This window comes from Halodesulfovibrio marinisediminis DSM 17456 (assembly GCF_900129975.1).
In the GTDB taxonomy this organism is placed as follows: Bacteria; Desulfobacterota; Desulfovibrionia; order Desulfovibrionales; family Desulfovibrionaceae; genus Halodesulfovibrio; species Halodesulfovibrio marinisediminis.
In genome coordinates this window covers 46,239-65,712 of the sequence record NZ_FSRG01000005.1, presented here as the reverse complement: position 1 = coordinate 65,712, position 19,474 = coordinate 46,239, and the positions used below count along the sequence as shown (strand labels likewise).

10 protein-coding genes are annotated in these 19,474 nt (G+C 47.5%); all 10 read left to right on the top strand.

Annotated features, from left to right (window positions below; genetic code table 11):
• Positions 1 to 56: 56 nt before the first annotated feature.
• The 10 genes from BUR09_RS08385 (at position 57) to BUR09_RS08340 (ending at position 19,473) form a co-directional block, all read left to right on the top strand.
• Positions 57 to 3,455, top strand: coding sequence for a hybrid sensor histidine kinase/response regulator (locus BUR09_RS08385; RefSeq protein ID WP_074216505.1), 3,399 nt, complete (start codon positions 57 to 59; stop codon positions 3,453 to 3,455).
• A gap of 63 nt (positions 3,456 to 3,518) precedes the next feature.
• Positions 3,519 to 4,958: a sigma-54-dependent transcriptional regulator gene (locus tag BUR09_RS08380; protein ID WP_139296784.1), complete on the top strand. Its 1,440-nt coding sequence runs from the start codon at positions 3,519 to 3,521 to the stop codon at positions 4,956 to 4,958.
• 467 nt (positions 4,959 to 5,425) lie between these two features.
• Positions 5,426 to 9,076, top strand: a complete 3,651-nt coding sequence (nifJ, locus tag BUR09_RS08375; RefSeq protein ID WP_074216503.1) for a pyruvate:ferredoxin (flavodoxin) oxidoreductase — start codon at positions 5,426 to 5,428, stop codon at positions 9,074 to 9,076.
• A gap of 141 nt (positions 9,077 to 9,217) precedes the next feature.
• Entirely contained in the window at positions 9,218 to 10,900 is a 1,683-nt protein-coding gene (locus tag BUR09_RS08370; RefSeq protein ID WP_074216502.1) for an L-lactate permease, read from the top strand.
• Between the two features lie 183 nt (positions 10,901 to 11,083).
• A complete protein-coding gene (locus tag BUR09_RS08365; RefSeq protein ID WP_074216501.1) occupies positions 11,084 to 12,469 on the top strand; it encodes an FAD-binding oxidoreductase in 1,386 nt (461 codons plus the stop codon).
• A 4-nt stretch (positions 12,470 to 12,473) separates the two neighbouring features.
• Positions 12,474 to 13,769 (top strand): (Fe-S)-binding protein, encoded by a 1,296-nt coding sequence (locus tag BUR09_RS08360; RefSeq protein WP_074216500.1) that lies wholly within the window; start codon positions 12,474 to 12,476, stop codon positions 13,767 to 13,769.
• Positions 13,770 to 14,020: 251 nt separating this feature from the next.
• Positions 14,021 to 16,135, top strand: coding sequence for a phosphate acetyltransferase (pta, locus tag BUR09_RS08355; RefSeq protein WP_074216499.1), 2,115 nt, complete (start codon positions 14,021 to 14,023; stop codon positions 16,133 to 16,135).
• A gap of 27 nt (positions 16,136 to 16,162) precedes the next feature.
• Complete coding sequence (locus BUR09_RS08350) at positions 16,163 to 17,365, top strand: acetate kinase (protein ID WP_074216498.1); 1,203 nt, start codon at positions 16,163 to 16,165, stop codon at positions 17,363 to 17,365.
• A gap of 116 nt (positions 17,366 to 17,481) precedes the next feature.
• Positions 17,482 to 18,555: a DRTGG domain-containing protein gene (locus BUR09_RS08345; RefSeq protein ID WP_074216497.1), complete on the top strand. Its 1,074-nt coding sequence runs from the start codon at positions 17,482 to 17,484 to the stop codon at positions 18,553 to 18,555.
• Between the two features lie 321 nt (positions 18,556 to 18,876).
• Entirely contained in the window at positions 18,877 to 19,473 is a 597-nt protein-coding gene (locus BUR09_RS08340) for a lactate utilization protein (protein WP_074216496.1), read from the top strand.
• The last annotated feature ends 1 nt before the right edge of the window (position 19,474 follow it).

The following is a 19,474-nucleotide window of genomic DNA, read 5'->3' as shown; positions in this document are numbered from 1 at the left end:
AGCTACAAGATTTGCTTCTAAAGCTCTTGTACGCAATTTGAGGGATTGGTTATTTTATGGGTGCACGTTTTTTACACTTAATATTGTTAGCGCTTCTAACTTTCATACTGACGGTTTCGAGCGCTTTTGCCAGTCCTGCCTCTACGGCGAAACAACGCAAAAACATCCTCTATCTTAACTCCTACCACAACGGATATGCATGGTCTGACAATCTGCTCGAAGGCTTTAAAGAGCGGATTCAGGACAGCCCGTACTCCATCATGTTGCAAGTGGAGTATCTCGACTCCAAAAAATTTCCATACGGTGAAGCGGTAAAACACGTCATGGACCTGTTCCGACGTAAATTCGCTCACACCTCTTTTGACCTGATCACAGTTTCCGACAACGACGCATTTAACTTCATTAATACATACGGGGAGGAACTATTCCCCGGTGTTCCTGTTGTTTTTGTCGGGGTTAACGACTTCAAGCCAGAACAGATTGAAGGCAAAGAAATCACAGGCGTCATGGAAACATTCGACGTCGCTTCAAACATTCGTCTTGCTTTAGAAATGCACCCAAACCTGAAGCAGATGATTGTCATTGGCGATGAATCTGTTACCGGCAAAGCAATCCGCAAACAAGTTGTTGAAGGCATTCCTAAAATTGACAAAGGGTTAAAAGTTCAATTTTGGACAGACCTACCTCACAAGGAAATAATTCACCGCGTCAAACAGGTGTCACCTGATACCTTTTTCTACTTTATTCCGATGTATCGGGAAATTGACGGTAAATTCTATTCCGCACAGGAACTGCTGCAAAAAGTACACGACAACACATCCGCGCCGCTTTACTCCAACTGGAGATTCCTGCTCGGGCACGGTATCCTTGGCGGCAGACTCATTTCCGGCCTTACTGACGGTCAGAAAGCTGCTGAACTCGGCTTACAGATTCTCGACGGCACCCCTGCCAGCGACATTCCAGTAATCTCAAAAACAGAATCCCCGTGGGCATTCGATTACAACGAACTGAAACGCCTCCACTTAAGTGAACGTGAACTGCCGGCACCGGCAATCATGATCAACGCCCCTAGCCGTTTCTACGAACTAAACAAACAGGTTTTCTGGACAATTATTGTCAGCCTTATCTTGCTCACCATCACTCTTGTGTTGTTGGTGATGAATATTCTTGAAAAAAAATCCGTAGAGCAGAAAATTAAGGATCAGCTGTCATTCCTGCGTCTGCTTATGGACACCATCCCTATCCCTATCTACTCAAAGGATAAATACGGACGATACCAACAGTGCAACTTGGCCTTTGAGAAATTCTTCGGCATCCAACGTGATGACATTCTGAACTGTAATGAATGGGAATTACAGGAATTCGGCCTCTCCCAATTGCAACATCCTGTTGACCATCAACTTTTACAGCAACAAGGCGAATCCATCTACGAGCAGACTATTTCTTCCCGTGAAGGCAGTGTGCACAACATCCTTCTGCACAAGGCAACCAACGTGAACGCACGTGGTGAAATCGCAGGCATGGTAGGCGTTATCTTCGACTTCACAGACCGTAAAAAAGCAGAAGATAGCTTACGCTTTGCAGAAGAAAAGTACCGCTCCATATTCGAAAATTCTCCGCTCGGCATTTTCCGTGTGCGTCCTTCCGGTGCGTTTGTTGACGTAAACCCTGCGTTTGCAAGAATGATAGGCTACTCCACTCCTGAAGAATTTATAGCGCATGAAAACAATGCACTGGAAGAATTGCTTAAGGATGTGGACTTCCATAAAGCACGCGCCAACGAAATTTTGACATTCGAACGCACACTGCTGCGTCCGGATAATACAACCATCGCTGCAAACATGTCTGTACGAGTTGTGCGAGACCGCCTTAATAACATTGAACTTCTGGAAGGCTTCTCAGAAAACATCACTACCCGTAAACGTGCAGAAAAAGCATTACGTAATTCAGAGCGCATGCTGCAGTCAGTTATGGATAACATCCCGCAGCTTGTTTCTTGGAAAAGCACAGACCTTCGCTACATGGGTAGCAACCGCTCCTTTGATATATTCTTCGGAGTAAAACACGCCCGCGACCTTATAGGCAAAAATGATTCCGAATTCTTATTCGACAAGCAGGATGCCGTAGCCATACAGCAAGCTGAAAACACAGTGCTTGCCCATAATATTCCGCAGTTAAAATCAAAAGAGCGAATTACCGACAAAGATGGTAACCTTGTATGGCTGGAAATCAACCGCCTGCCACTCCATGGCGATAAAGGTGAAATTGTCGGCATGTTGACTACTGCGGAAGACATTACACAGCGTATCGACCTTGAACGCCAATTGCTGCAATCGCAGAAAATGGAAGCTATCGGTACACTTGCAGGTGGCATTGCGCATGACTTCAACAACATTCTTACATCAATTATCAACTCCATTGAGCTGGCTCTAATCGATATTGATGAAGAAACACTCGAATACAACGACCTTAGCCGTGCATTACGCGCTGCACAGCATGGCAGCAGTCTGGTAAAAAAGATTCTGACATTCAGCAAACCATCAGTTGCCGGATTCCGGACTACGGATCTTCTTGAAGTCATGAACGAATCAGTAGGACTTATTTCTGCTTCCCTGCCGCGTAACATTAGTATTGAGACCGCGTACTATGTTGACCATGCACATACATTCGGTGACCCGACGCAGATGAATCAGGTCATTATGAACATGTGCACCAACTCATTCCAGGCATTGCGCGAATATGGCGGCCGCCTGCGACTGGAAGTAAACAAAGAATATCTGACTAAAGAAAAAGCAAATCAGTTTAATATTCCAGAAGGCGAATACTTCAAACTGGTCATTGAAGACAACGGTCCTGGCATCACATCAGACATTCAGGACAAAATTTTCGACCCGTTCTTCACCACAAAAGGAAAAACAGAAGGGACCGGTTTAGGGCTTTCTGTTGTACTGGGTATTATTAAAGGTCACGGCGGGGGAGTTGAGGTAAGCAGCATTCCGTTTGTGCGGACTGCGTTTACTATTTACCTGCCCCACATTGATAAGCCTGCTCTGGAAGCAGAAGACCAACACTCAGAGAATATCTTCCAAGGAGAAGGGCGAATTCTTTTTGTAGAAGATGATTCGGACCAGCTTGAAACTATCCCTAGAGTTCTCAGAAACTTAGGGTATGAGGTTGACCCAGTGGGTGATGCTGCGGTAGCAGCTAATATGATTAGCGAGCGTCCTGATGCGTGGGATCTTGTCATCACTGATTTTGACATGCCAGAACTGAACGGACTTGAACTGGCAAAACACATCAGCCACGTAGCACCGGATCTTCCTGTAATTATGGTTTCCGGTCGAAACATTGCAGCCAAGGGCGCCGAAGACATCCCGTCGGTTAAAACTCTTGTCAGCAAACCATACAACAGTTCAATAATTGCGAAAGCAATTACGTCTGTGCTTCACCCGTAGCAACTGCGTCTCGCTTAAGCGCCCCTGAGGGCGTTGACCACCTCAACGTTCGGAAAATTGAGCATGCCCAACATTCTAATAATTGATGATGATGTTAACATTTGTGAGACATTTGAGAGTCTTCTTTCACGTCTGCAATACGATTGTGCCACTGCGCAAACTATAGCGCAGGGTTTTGATCGACTCCGAGAGCAAGACTTTGACGTGCTCTTTCTTGACGTCCGCCTGCCGGACGGCAACGGACTGGACTACCTGTCCGACATCTCACATTTTGATAATCCGCCGGAAGTCATCATCCTCACCGGTGACGGCGACCCTGCCGGTGCTGAAACCGCTATCCAACGTGGAGTTTGGGATTACCTCGTAAAACCAGCATCCATTAAAGAAATCACCCAGACGCTTAAACGCGTCCTTAAATATCGTCAGGAAAAACTGGATAAACGCAGCGATACCAAAACATTGGAAATTGCCCACATGGTGGGCACAAGCTCTGTTATCCGCAACTGTTTTAACCTGATGGCTCAAGCGGCCTCTACGGATGCCAACGTGCTTATCACCGGTGAAACCGGTACAGGCAAGGAACTTACAGCACGTACCATCCATGCGAACAGTAAGCGCAATCAAGGTGACTTTGTCGTCGTAGACTGTGCTGCTCTTACCGAAACCCTTCTTGAGTCCACCTTGTTCGGACACAAAAAAGGCGCCTTTACCGACGCCCAGACAGACAAAGACGGACTGGTTAAGCTGGCAGATAACGGCACCCTCTTCCTTGACGAAGTAGGTGAAATGCCTCTCACCATCCAAAAATCTTTCCTCCGCTTCCTTCAGGAACGCGTGTTTCGTCCTGTGGGGGGCACCGTAGAAGAAAAAAGTAACTTCCGTCTTGTTTCCGCGACTAACCGTGACCTGGAAGCCATGGTTAAAAAGGGAGAATTCCGTCAAGATCTTTTCTTCCGCCTCAAAACCGTCCATATTGAACTTCCAGCTCTTCGTTTACGTAATGATGACCTTGAGTTACTCTCTAAATTCAGGCTTGAGCAGCTCTGCATACAATATGGAATTCCTGTAAAGAATTTTTCAGCGGACTTTTTCCCAATGCTGGCAAAATACGACTGGCCTGGGAACGTGCGTGAATTATTTAACGCCCTTGAGCAGGCGTTAGTCGCAGCCGGATCAGAGTCTGTCCTATACGCCAGACACCTTCCTGCTGATATACGTATCAAAATTGCAAAAGCGAATTTACTCCGTGAGCCGGAAATTCAGGCAACAGAGGTTGAACCACTTTCCGTGTCTGAAAAATCAGACCAGCAAAGTTCGGCTCCATTCTCGTTCTCTTTTGATGCGCTGCCGACCTTACGGCAATTTAAATCGGATATGGAAAAGAAGTACCTTTTACAGCTCATCGCGCAACATGGATCTAACCTTCATGAAATGCTGGAAACTTCCGGTTTATCCCGTTCCCATTTCTATGCGCTGCTTAAAAAGTATAATATATCCTTATAAAACAAGATTGATAAAACAAACTAAAATAAGCGTGAACTTTCCGTAAACAACCATTGTTTGTGTATTCATTTTGTTGTAGAAGGAGCAACGATAGTAGAGTTGTCCGATATTTAAGACACGATAACCACCTAATTTTACAAACAAACGTATTTTGAACCCACGATTACTCGTGTAATACCGCGTGTGTAAACCTCGGTGAGTCTTATTTTTCAGACACAATTGTGATTAAAGAAAATTCCACCACAGCAAGCTAAAAAATAACAGCCTGTTTTAAATGGACTTATCAAAAATCACACAAGTGGCATATCTTTTGTATTGGTTAACCCGATCACCCTGTTTTTTTCATTCGTGGAATGTGGGGCGGGGATAAACCCGCATTCCAGGTAGTCTTCAGAAACTGCAACGAACTGGAAGAGGCAGGACAGCATGACCCACATGCTTTCAGGCTACATAAAGGAGTTACTCTAATGGCCAAGACTATGAAAACTATGGATGGTAACACAGCTGCCGCGCATATTGCGTACGCATTGAGTGACACAGCTGCGATCTACCCGATCACTCCATCATCCAACATGGCAGAAGCTGCAGACGACTGGGCTGCTGCCGGCAAGAAAAACATCTTCGACCAGACAGTTTCCATCCGTCAGCTTCAGTCTGAAGCTGGTGCGGCTGGCGCGGTACACGGCTGTCTCGCAGCAGGTGCGCTGACCTCTACCTTTACAGCGTCTCAGGGCCTCCTGCTCATGATCCCTAACATGTACAAAATCGCTGGTGAACTTCTCCCTGGCGTTTTCCATGTTTCTGCACGTGCTCTCGCATCACATGCACTTTCCATCTTCGGTGACCATCAGGACGTAATGGCTTGTCGTCAGACCGGCTTTGCATTCCTGTGTTCCAACTCCGTACAGGAAGCTATGGACATGGCTCTCGTTGCTCACCTTGCAGCAATCGAAACCAGCGTTCCTTTCTGTCACTTCTTCGACGGTTTCCGTACTTCTCACGAACTTCAGAAAATCGAAGTTATCGACTACGAAGACATCAAAAAAGTAGTTAACTACGAGAAAATTGAAGCTTTCCGTCAGAACGCAATGAATCCTGAGCACCCACACCTCCGTGGTACCGCTCAGAACCCAGATATTTACTTCCAGGCACGTGAAGCTTGTAACCCATTCTACGATGCTGTTCCTTCAGCAGTTATCGATGCAATGGCTAAAGTTGAAAGCATCACCGGCCGTTCCTACAAGCCTTTCGAATTCGTTGGTCACGAAGAAGCCGAGCGCGTAATCGTATGTATGGGCTCCGGTAACGAAACCATCGAAGAAGTAGTTAACTACCTCACCGAAAAAGGCGAAAAAGTAGGTCTTCTTAAAGTTCGTCTTTACCGTCCGTTCTCCATCAAGCACATGCTCGAAGTTATTCCTGCTACCGCAGAAATCTTCACCGTTCTTGATCGTACTAAAGAACCAGGCGCTATTGGCGACCCTCTCTACCTTGACGTTTGTGCAGCATTCAAAGAACACGGCGAAATGCCAGTGATTCTTTCCGGTCGCTACGGTCTCGGTTCCAAAGAATTCACCCCTGCTGACGTACTCGCAGTATACGAGAACATGAAAGTAACCGGTCCTAAGAACCACTTCACTGTTGGTATCAACGACGACGTTACCCGTTCTTCCCTTACTGTTGGTAGCGTACTCGACACCGTTCCAGCTGGCACTGTTCAGTGTAAGTTCTTCGGTCTCGGTGCTGACGGTACTGTTGGTGCTAACAAGCAGGCTATCAAAATCATCGGTGACAACACCGACATGTACGCACAGGGTTACTTCGCTTACGACTCCAAAAAGTCCGGCGGCTTCACCGTATCCCACCTGCGTTTCGGTAACGAAAAAATTCAGTCTACTTACCTTGTTAACGCAGCTGACTACGTTGCTTGTCACAAGTCTGCATACGTTAACCAGTACGACCTTCTTGATGGCATCAAAGAGGGCGGCACCTTCGTTCTGAACTCCAACTGGTCTCCAGAGGAAATGAACGAACACCTCCCAGCTTCCATGAAGCGCACTCTCGCTGAAAAGAACATCAAGTTCTACAACGTAGATGCTGTTAAGATCGCATCTGAAGTAGGCCTTGGCGGTCGCATCAACATGGTAATGCAGACTGCATTCTTTAAGCTTGCTAACGTAATGCCTTTCGAACAGGCTGTAGCTCTCCTGAAAGACTCCATTCAGAAAGCATACGGTAAGAAAGGTGACCACATTGTTAAGATGAACGTTGACGCTGTTGATAAAGCTGTTGACGCTCTCGTTGAAGTTAAAATTCCTGCTGACTGGGCAACTGCTTCTGAAGAAGGCGCTTGCACCGGCGATGCTCCAGAATTCATCACCAACGTTGTTCGTCCTATCCTTGCACAGAAAGGTGACAAACTTCCAGTTTCCGCTTTCGAACCGGACGGACTCTTCCCTGTTGGTACCGCAGCGTTTGAAAAACGTGGCGTAGCTATCCTCGTACCAGAATGGGTACAGGACAACTGCATCCAGTGTAACCGCTGTTCCTACGTTTGTCCTCACGCTGCAATTCGTCCAGTACTTGCTACTGAAGAAGAGCTTGCTGATGCTCCAGCTACCTTCACTACTATCGATGCTAAAGGCAAAGAAGTAAAAGGTCTGAAGTACCGCATGCAGGTATACGCAGAAGACTGCCTCGGCTGTGGTTCTTGTGCGAACGTTTGCCCTGCGAAAGAAAGTGCACTCGTTATGAAGCCTATCGAAACTCAGATTGAAGAGCAGGCTGCTAACCTTGCATTCGCAGAAGAAGCAATCGAACTCAAAGACAACCTCATGTCCCGCGACTCCCTCAAAGGCTCTCAGTTCCAGCAGCCTCTGATGGAATTCTCCGGTGCATGTGCGGGTTGTGGTGAAACTCCATACGTTAAACTCCTCACCCAGATGTTCGGTGAGCGTATGATCATCTCCAACGCAACTGGTTGTTCTTCCATTTGGGGTGCATCTGCACCTACCACTCCATACACTGTAAACAAAAACGGTCACGGTCCAGCTTGGGGTAACTCCCTCTTCGAGGACGCTGCTGAATTTGGTTACGGTATGGGCATGGCTTACACCCAGCGTCGCAACAAACTCGAAGCAGTTGTAAAAACCGCTATCGACACCGTTGAAAACGCACAGCTCAAAGATGCACTCCAGGCTTGGCTCGAAGTTAAAGACCAGGGTGAAGCATCTGCAGCAGCAGGCGAAGAAGTACTCGCACTCATCGAAGCAGGCGTAGAGCACAGCGAAATGACTCACGAACTCTACTCCATGGCTGACCTCTTCACCAAGAAATCCGTATGGGTATTCGGTGGTGACGGTTGGGCATACGACATCGGCTTCGGTGGTGTTGACCACGTTCTCGCTTCCGGTGAAGACATCAACATTCTCGTAATGGATACCGAAGTGTACTCCAACACCGGTGGTCAGTCTTCTAAAGCTACCCCACTCGGCTCCATCGCGAAAATGGCAGCTTCCGGTAAAAAAGTAGGTAAGAAAGACCTCGGCCTTATCGCAATGTCTTACGGCTACGTTTACGTTGCATCCGTATCCATGGGTGCAAACATGAACCAGGTTCTCAAGGCATTCAAAGAAGCTGAAGAATTCGACGGTCCGTCCATCGTTATCTGTTACGCACCTTGTATCAACCAGGGTATCCGTAAAGGTATGGGCAAATCCATCGAAGAAGAAAAAATCGCAGTTGAAACTGGTTACTGGCCACTCTACCGCTACAACCCAGTTCTCGCTGACGAAGGCAAAAACCCATTCACCTACGAGTCCAAAGCACCTAACGGTCAGATCCAGGAATTCCTCTCTGGCGAAAACCGTTACGCTCTGCTCGAGAAGATTGCACCAGAAGAATCCAAGCGCCTCCGTGCTCAGATCGAGCAGGACTACATGAAGCGCTACGAGTACTTCAAATCCCTGAGCGAACTGCCAGGTATCGAAGTAGCAGCTCCTGGTGCACCTGTTGCAGCTAAAGGTGGCAGCGGCGAACGCTGTGAATCTGCAACAGTAGCAGAACACGCTGGCAAAGCTTCTGGCGAAGCCTGCGAAGACGGCCGCGACGCTAAATAGTATCGCAGCCCACTAAGCTGATTAAGGTTCCCGGTGAGGGAGCGGAAGCCCAATCCGGGAACCTTTTTACTCAATCGTATCCGTTTTAATGGTGGATAAACGGATACGGTTGCTAACAAACTAAATGAGGAGCGTTTTATTATGTTGGCAATGTTTGCTGTTCTGCCTATTTTGGCAGCTCTCATCTTGATGGTAGGCCTTCGCTGGCCTGCAACTAAAGCTATGCCTGTTGCTTGGGCATGTGCTGTTCTTGGTGCAATGGCTGGTTGGGGACTCGATGTTAGCTATGTAGCAGCTATGTCTTTCCACGGCTTTATCACCGCTATTTCCGTACTGATCATCGTATTCGGTGCTCTGCTCATTCTCTACACACTGCAGTACAGCGGTGGTATGGAAACCATTCAGTACGGCATGCAGCAGATTTCCGGTGACCGTCGTATTCAGGCAATCATCATCGGTTTCATGTTTGCAGCATTTATTGAAGGCGCTGCAGGATTTGGTACTCCTGCTGCTCTCGCAGCTCCATTGCTTCTTTCTCTCGGTTTTCCGCCGCTTGCAGCAGCAATTCTCTGTCTCGTATTTAACTCCTTCCCTGTAACCTTCGGTGCTGTTGGTACCCCGGTTATCCTTGGTCTTAAATACGTACGTCCGCTTGTAGATCAAGCTGTTGCAGCTGGCATCCCAGGCCTTAACTTTGCTTCCGTTGACCAGTTCAACGCAGTAATCGGCCAGTGGGCAACTGTTTTCAACGCACCAATGATTTACCTCCTTCCTATCTTCATGCTCGGTTTTATCACCCGTTTCTTCGGTCCTAACCGCAGCTGGAAAGATGGTTTCGGTGCTTGGAAATTCTGTGTATTTGCTTCTACCGCGTTTATCGTACCTTACCTCATCTTTGCTTGGATGATCGGCCCTGAGTTCCCATCCCTTATCGGTGGTCTCGTAGGTCTTGGTATCATTATTCTCGGTGCTAAAAAGGGCTTCTGTCTTCCTGAGGAAGAATTCCACTTCGGCAACCCAGAAGACTGGGATGACGAATGGGTTGGCGAAATCAAAGGCGGTTCTCAGGACTTTACTGCTCACATGTCCCAGTTCCGTGCTTGGCTCCCATACATCCTTATCGGTGCTATCCTCGTTGTTACCCGTATTCCTGAACTCGGTCTCAAAGGTATGCTCGCAGGCGTATCTATCGGCTTCGATGCAGGTTTCCTTGGTCACCCAGAAGTTAAAAACGCAATTAAGTACCTCTACCTCCCAGGTACTATTCCATTCATGCTCGTAGCTATCCTCACCATCGGCCTCCACGGCATGAGCGGTGAAAACGCTAAAAAAGCATGGGGTGAAGCTATCGTAAAGATGAAGAACCCATCCATCGCTCTCTTCTTCGCAGTAGCGCTGGTATCTATCTTCCGTCTTTCCGCTAACAACCCAGCTGGTCTTCCTTCCATGCCTCTGGCACTGGCAGAAGTTGCAGCAAACATCTTTGGCGGTGCATGGCCAATGTTCGCATCCTACGTTGGTGGTCTGGGTGCATTCATCACTGGTTCTAACACCGTATCTGACCTCCTCTTCGCTGAATTCCAGTGGGGTATGGCGGCTCAGCTCGACTTGCCTCGTCAGCTCATCGTAGCTGCTCAGGCAGTTGGTGGTGGTATGGGTAACATGGTTTGTATCCATAACATCGTAGCAGCATGTGCAGTTGTAGGTCTCTCTGGTATGGAAGGCGCCATCCTTCGTCGTACCGTATGGCCATTCATTCTGTACGGCATCGTGGTTGGTATCGTTGCATCTGTATGCATCGTAATGTTCCCAACCCTCTTCTAAAGTATACTTTGCAGGAGTCAGCCCTGCGGGCTGTCTCCTGCTTATCTTACTAAGTGTATTGAAGAACGGGGCTACTGCGGAAGGTGCCCCGTTTTTTAAAAGGTACGGTCGGTCTGTTCGTTGCCGGTTTATGTGAACAGATTAAGACCAAATGTAGACAACATAATTATTGAGGAGAACTCCGTGATTAGTGCGTCCTTAACTAAAGAATTTGAAGCCGTTGTAGGCAAAGAAAACGTATTTACTTCAGAGCCAGAGCGTCAGGCATACTCTTACGACTCAGCTGTGCTCGAACCTGTAACTCCTTCATTGGTTGTTCGCCCGACCAACTCCGAAGAACTGGGCAAAGTTATCGCCCTTTGTAACGAAAACAACTGTCCTATCACTGTCCGTGGTGCTGGCACAAACCTCTCCGGTGGCACCATCCCTGACAAGCGTAACGGCATTGTTATTCTCACCAACGGTCTGAACAAGATCCTCGAAATCAACGAAGAAGATCTCTACGCCGTAGTTCAGCCTGGTGTTGTTACCGCTCAGTTCGCACAGGAAGTTGCAAAACGCGGCCTGTTCTACCCACCAGATCCGGGTTCTCAGGCTGTTTCCACCATCGGTGGTAACGTAGCAGAAAACGCCGGTGGTCTCCGTGGCCTTAAATACGGTGTAACTAAAGACTACGTTATGGGTCTGGACTTCTTCGACGTTAACGGTCAGCTCGTAAAAACCGGCTCCCGTACTGTTAAGTGCGTAACCGGCTACAACCTCGCTGGTCTTATGGCTGCATCCGAAGGTACTCTTGGTATCTTCAACGAAATCATCCTCAAGCTTACTCCGCCACCAGCAGCTTCCAAAGCTATGATGGCAGTATTTGACGATGTTAACAAAGCTTCTGAAGCTGTTGCGGCTATCATCGCTGCTCACGTTGTTCCTTGTACTCTCGAGTTCATGGACCAGGCTGCTCTCAAGCACGTTGAAGCATACACCAAAGCTGGTCTTCCAGTAGAAGCTGCTGCGATCCTTCTTATTGAAGTAGACGGTCACCCAGGACAGGTTGCTGACGAAGCTGCTGTTGTTGAAAAATGTCTCACCAAAGCTGGTGCGACTGCAGTTCACGTTGCAAAAGACGCCGAAGAAAAATTCAAGCTGTGGGAAGCTCGTCGTAACGCGCTGCCAGCTCTTGCTCGTGCTAAGCCGACCACTGTTCTTGAAGATGCTACTGTGCCTCGTTCCCAGATTCCTGCAATGGTTGCAGCAATCAACGACATCGCGAAGAAATACGACCTCGCAATCGGTACCTTCGGCCACGCTGGCGATGGTAACCTGCACCCTACTATTCTTTGCGACCGTCGTGATCAGAAAGAATTCCACCGTGTAGAGGAAGCTGTTGACAACATATTCGACGTAGCTCTCTCTCTCAAAGGTACTCTTTCCGGCGAACACGGCATCGGTATGGCAAAATCCAAGTGGATGGAAAAAGAAACATCCCGCGCTACTATTGATTACTCCCTCAATATGAAGCGTGCGATCGACCCTAATAACATCCTCAACCCTGGTAAAATCATCGCAGGTTAGTACTATGTCAGCAGATCTTACTAAACTTGCGAAGCTCCTTCAGGAGCTGGACGATCAGATGGTTGCCTGCATGAAGTGCGGCATGTGTCAGGCTGTATGTCCAGTTTTCTCCGAAACAATGAAGGAGTCTGACGTAACCCGTGGTAAAATTGCCCTGCTCGAACGTCTTGCAGCAGAACTTATCAACGATGCAGAAGGTGTTCAGGAAGCTCTGAACCGTTGTCTGCTCTGTGGTTCCTGCGGTGCTAACTGCCCATCCGGCGTACAGATCAGTGATATCTTCATTAAGGCTCGTACCATCGTTAACGATTACATGGGCCTTTCCCCAGTGAAGAAAGCTATTCTGCGCGGCATGGTTGGTAACCCTAAACTGTTCAACATGCTTCTTGATTTCGGTTCTAAGTTCCAGAACCTGATGACTTCAAAGGCATCTGAAACACAAGGTACCCGTAAAGCACCTTTGCTCGAGCCATTTATCGGCAACCGTCATTTTAATCCGGTTGCTAAACAGTCATTACACGCAAAATATGGTACTATAGATACTCCAGCCGGAAAATCCGGTATTCGAGTTCTCTTCTTCCCTGGCTGTGTAGCTGATAAGATGTACACAAACATGGGCGAAGCATGCCTCAAGGTATTCAAACACCACGGTGTTGGTGTGTGGATGCCGGCAACTCAGGCATGTTGTGGTATTCCTGCTCTTTCCGCAGGTGATAAAACAGCCTATGATAAGATGGTAAAATACAATGCAGAAATCTTTGCAGAGGGCGAATACGATTATATTGTTGCCCCATGTGGTTCCTGTATTTCTACCATCATGAAATACTGGCCTAAGTACGGTAAAGAGTACCCGGCTGACGTACAGAAGAAAATTGAAAAAATTGCTGCTAAAGCAATGGATATCAACGAATTCCTCGTAGATGTTCTTGGTGTGAAGCCTGAAGGCGAAGCTCCTAAGGGCGGAAAAAAGGTAACCTTCCATGACTCTTGTCACTTGAAGAAGGGCCTTGGCGTAGCTGAACAGCCACGTGACCTTATCCGCATGAACAACAACTACGAACTGGTAGAAATGAATGAAGCAGACCGTTGCTGTGGATGTGGCGGTACCTTCACATTGTACCACTACGATCTTTCTAAGAAGATCGGGGGTCGTAAGCGTAACAACATCATTGATTCCGGTGCGCAAGTTGTATCTACAGGCTGTCCTGCTTGTATGATGCAAATGAATGACATGCTTTCACAGAACTACGACGACGTAGAAGTGAAACACAGCATCGAACTCTACGCTGACACCCTGTAATCGCTTAGCGATTTATGGTTCGGTGACGTAGTCCTGAACTTTACAGACTGAAACAAATCCGTACATTGCCGACCTCGGATAAGTTTCTTGACCCTACGCATAAACAAACTGCGTAATGGCTTGAAATTTATACTGTAAAAGCGCTTTGTACGGGTTTGTCATCAGTCTGCAGAAGTATCCTCCAGGAAGCGGTTCTGGAGATGCAGGTTCAAAAAATTGGCTAGTATCAATGGATATGCAAGGAGTCCATAGTGTCCCAAAACCTTTACATTACTGCTACCGAAGCAAGAACAGGTAAATCTGCTGTTGTTCTTGGTATGATGCAACTGCTCACCAAAGACATCAGAAAAGTTGCTTTCTTCCGTCCGATCATCAACGAAGATGAACACGGTAAAAAAGACCACGATATTAATCTGATTCTTGAATATTTCGGCATCGAAATCCCGTACGAGGATACCTACGCATACACCCTCAACCAGGCACGTGAGTTGATCAATAACGGTCAGCGTTCCATGCTGCTCGAAAACATTCTTAACAAGTACACTCAGCTCGCCAGCAAATACGATTTCGTTCTTTGCGAAGGTACTGACTTCCTTGGTAAAGATCCTGCTTTCGAATTCGATCTCAACGCAGACATCGCCGCTAACTTAGGCTCTCCTGTTCTTGTTGTTATCAACGGACAAAAACAGGACTGTGAAGAAATCATCAGCTCTACTAAGCTCATTCTCGATTCCCTTGAAGACAAAGGTCTCGACATTGTTGCTTCCATCATCAACCGTGCTGAAGTAACTTCCGAGCACTGCGCTGACATCATATCTCAGCTCGGCACCAAAGAAGATGCTGACCATGCACTTGCCGTTTACATTATTCCTGAAGAACCAACCCTGAGCAAACCAACCATGAAAGACGTGGCTGAATGGCTCGACGGTGAAGTTATCTACGGCGAAGACCGCCTCGACACCCGTGTAGACGACCTGTGCGTTGCTGCAATGCAGATTGGCAACTTCCTCGATTACGTAAAAGAAGCTAGCCTTGTTATCACCCCTGGTGACCGTTCTGACATCATCATTTCCACTCTCGCCTCCCGTATGTCTTCCGCATACCCGGATATCTCCGGTATCGTACTTACCGGTGGCCTTGAAATGTCTGCCAATGTTCGTCGCCTGGTAGAAGGTTGGTCTGCAGCACCGATTCCAGTAGTCAGCGTAAAGCAGCACACTTACCTTGCTATTCAGGCACTTAACCAGCTTTACGGTCGAATTGATCCTGAAGATACCCGTCGTGTTGCGACTGCTCTGGGTATTTTCGAAGACAACGTAGATACAAGAGAAATTGCTAGCCGCATTATCTCCCGTAAATCTGAAAAAATTACGCCAAAGATGTTTGAGTTTAACCTTATTGAAAAGGCTAAAGCGAACAAAATGCGCATTGTTCTCCCTGAAGGTCAGGAAGAGCGCATTCTGCGTGCAGCAGAAATGCTCAACCGTCGCGGCGTTGCAGAAATCATTCTCCTTGGCAACATCGACGTTGTTAAACAGAAAATTTCTGACTTAGGTCTCCATCTTCCTAATGTAGCGATTATCCAGCCGGAACTTGCTCCTAACTTTGAAGACTACGTAGAAACCTACTTCGAAGCACGTAAGAAAAAAGGTATCAGCATGGAACACGCACGTGACACCATGTGTGATCCTACCTACTACGGTACCATGATGGTTAAAAAAGGCGATGCAGACGGCATGGTATCCGGTGCGGTTAACACCACTGCCCACACAATTCGCCCTGCGTTTGAGTTTATCAAAACCAAACCGGAAGCATCTATCGTTTCTTCCGTTTTCCTCATGTGCCTCAAAGACCGTGTTCTCGTATTCGGTGACTGCGCAGTTAACCCGAACCCTAATTCTGATCAGCTTGCTGAAATCGCAATCGGCTCTGCAGAGACTGCACGCATTTTCAATGTTGACCCACGCATTGCAATGCTTTCCTACTCTACTGGTTCTTCCGGTAAAGGTGCGGATGTAGAAAAAGTTATTGAAGCAACTAAAATTGCAAAAGAACGCGCGCCTCAGCTCAAACTGGAAGGCCCACTCCAGTATGATGCCGCTATTGATGCAGACGTTGCTGCTACTAAGCTTCCTGATTCTGATGTTGCCGGTCAGGCCACTGTATTCATCTTCCCTGACCTCAACACTGGTAACAACACCTACAAAGCTGTACAGCGTGCTGCAAATGCAGTAGCAATTGGGCCAGTCTTGCAGGGACTCAATAAGCCTGTTAACGACTTGTCTCGCGGTTGTACCGTACCAGATATTGTAAACACTGTTGCCATTACAGCAATTCAGGCACAGGCAGAAAAAGGGCTTATCTAGCCAAGCTCATTTAAAGGATAAAAATAGATGAACGTACTCGTAATTAACTCCGGCTCTTCTTCCCTTAAATTTCAGCTGATCAATATGGAAAGCGAAACCGCTCTTTGTTCCGGTCTCGTAGAACGTATCGGTCAGGAAATGGGTAAACTCGTTAACAAACTCGCTCCAGACACAGACGACGAGCGCAAAGTTGTTATCGACGAACCTTTTGCAGACCATGAAACCGCTATGAAGCGTGTTGTTGAACTGCTTACCGACGAAAAAGACGGCGTGATCAAAGACAAGTCTGAGATCAACGCAATCGGTCACCGCGTACTCCTCGGTGGCGAAGAGATCAAAGAATCCGTAAAAGTAACTGACGAAGTAAAAGACATCATTCGCAAATACATTCCGCTTGGTCCTCTGCACAACCCTGCAAACCTTGCTGGTATTGAAGTTTGTGAACACCTTTTCCCAGGCGTTCCTAACGTTGGTGTATTCGATACCGAATTCCACCAGACCATGCCTGAGAAAGCATTCCTCTACCCGCTCCCTTACGAACTTTACGAAGAACTCCGCATCCGTCGTTACGGCTTCCACGGTACTTCCCACCGTTTCGTTGCTAAAAGAGCAGCTAAATTCCTCGGTAAGGCACCTGAAGATCTCAACCTCGTTATCTGTCACCTCGGTAACGGCTGCTCCATGTCTGCTGTAAAAGCAGGCAAGTGTGTAGACACAACCATGGGCATCACCCCTCTCGAAGGCCTCATGATGGGTACCCGTTGTGGTGATATCGACCCTGCACTCGTTCCTTTCATCATGGATCGTAAAGGTCTCACCGGTGCAGAAGTTGACACCCTCATGAACAAGCAGTCCGGCCTCTACGGTATCTGCGGCATGAGCGACATGCGTGACATCCACGCTGCAGTAGAAAAAGGCGACACAAAAGCAAAAACCGCTCTGGACATGTTCGTTTACCGCATCAAAAAATACGTTGGTTCTTACATTGCTGCACTCGGCAATGTTGACGCTATCGTATTTACCGCTGGTATCGGTGAAAACGACGACATCGTTCGTGAAATGGTTTGTGCTGACATGGAACTCTTCGGCATCAAAATTGATACCGAAGAAAACGCAACTCGTCGCGGCATTGAGCGTTCCCTGAACGACGGTGGCAAGACTGAAGTTCTTATTATCCCAACCAACGAAGAACTTGAAATCGCTCAGGCTACTGTAAAAGTACTCGCTTAGTATTTCAGTTAATTTGCGAAGATAATCCGGAGCAGAAACGTGCCGGTTTCTGCTCCGGCATTTGCCATTTTACCGAAAGAGGTATATTCCAAAGCATCTTCTTTGAGAGGGAATACATGATCGGAATTTACATAGGCTCTACAGACGCATTTGCGGGTAAAAATATTGTATTGATGGCCTTAGGGCTTGAAATGCAACGACGCGGTATGCGTGTTGGTTATATGAAGCCTGTGGGTTCTATTCCCAAACGAGTTGATGATGTTTTTGGGGATGAAGACGCCATAGTCATCCAGGAACTTCTCGGCCTAGAGACTTCTCCGGATATACTTACACCGGTAATTATTCCAGATAACCTGAGAGCCACTACCCTCTCAGATGAAACAGACGCTCTGGCCGCCATCCAGAGTGCCTACGACACAATATCCAAAGACAAAGACGTAATGCTCGTCGGCGGCTGTGGTTCCATCCAGTATACCGGCACCCATAGGGGTGTGGATGGCATTACACTGTCAAAGCAGCTTGGATTAAAGACTTTACTCGTTGACCGCTACCGTCGGAACAGGCTCAATTACGATGCTATTCTCAATATCAAGAACACACTCGGCGATGACATGCTTGGTGTCCTGTTCAACGACGTACCGGAAGATTTTTCACGCGATGCAGAAGATATCCTCATTCCTTTCTTAGAAAAGAATGATGTTGATGTATTCGGTATGGTTCCTCGCGACCCGATGCTTAACGCCATTAAAGCATCTGAGCTCGCTTGGCGCCTTAAAGGAAAAATCATCTCAGGTAATTCTCAGTCCCAGCGTATTATTCAGAACTTCCTGATTGGTACAATGCAGGTGGAAAACTTCATGACGTACTTCCGCCAGTCAGCCAATCTTGCCACCATTGTAGGTGGCGACAGAACAGACTTACAGCTCGTTGCTATGGAAGGTGGCTGCCCTTGTCTTATCGTGACAGGCAACATCACTCCTAACGAAATTGTACGTGCCCGTTCCGAACAACTGGGTGTGCCTGTCATTCAGGTTTCAGAAGATACCTATACGGTTGCCAAGCGTATGGAACTCATTCTGAACAGCCAGAAACTTCGTGAACTGGTCAAAATTAAACGCGGCGCTGAACTTGTTGATAACGCGTTTGATTACAATAAACTGTGTCAAAAACTGTCTTGGAAATCTGAATAGCATTACGCCTGACCCGCCTAATTCAGTTGCCACATGACAAGTACGGATTGCATTACTGCATATGCATTTCTTTTCTGCTGCCATTCTAGATCCTAGCAGAAAAGTTGAGTGTACCGTACAGGCAAAGCTTTTTAGTTGCCGCTTTGCTAAACTTGTCCGGAAGACCAAGTTCTGTACGACATTCATCCGATGAGGAGATTCTACAACCATTACGGTTGCTGTTCTGCATGCACCCGACCCGCCTGAGGACCTCAGGATGCAGCGGTAAAGGGGTATGCCCAGCGGTATTCCATTTGAATGCCATAGTCTCAGGAGTGTCACATGAGCGACCTGAAAGAGCTTTTTCGCGAAAAAGCAGAACTGGTAGCAGCTAAAGTTACCAGCATTAAATCCATGGATGAAGCGTATGCATACGCTGCAAACTACGTTGCCGAAAAAAATCCATGCGAACTTCTTATTCCTTCCAGCCCTGACGCACCACAGCCAGAATTTGCAAAAGAAAAAATTATGGCTGCACCAGAACTTTCTGATGAGCAGTACGCAGCTCTCGCAAAAGAATGTGAAGCTAAAGGCGTAAAACTTATCAAAGACGGTATGCGTAACTACATGGCCGGCATCGATGCTGGTTTCACCTTTGCTGACGCTGGTCTTATTGAAACCGGCTCTATTGTTCAGCAGTCCAACGGAGAAGAACTGCGCCTCGCTACCATGGTTTCTGAAGCACACATTGCAGTGCTCCCAGCTTCCAAAATCTACGAGGACTCCATCGCAGCAGAACAGCTTCTGCTCGAACTGATGAGCGGCGTTGCTTACACCGCATTCATCACTGGCCCAAGCCGTACCGCTGATATCGAGCGCACACTTGCTATCGGTGCACATGGCCCACTCGAACTGCACATTCTTCTCCTGGAGGACTAAT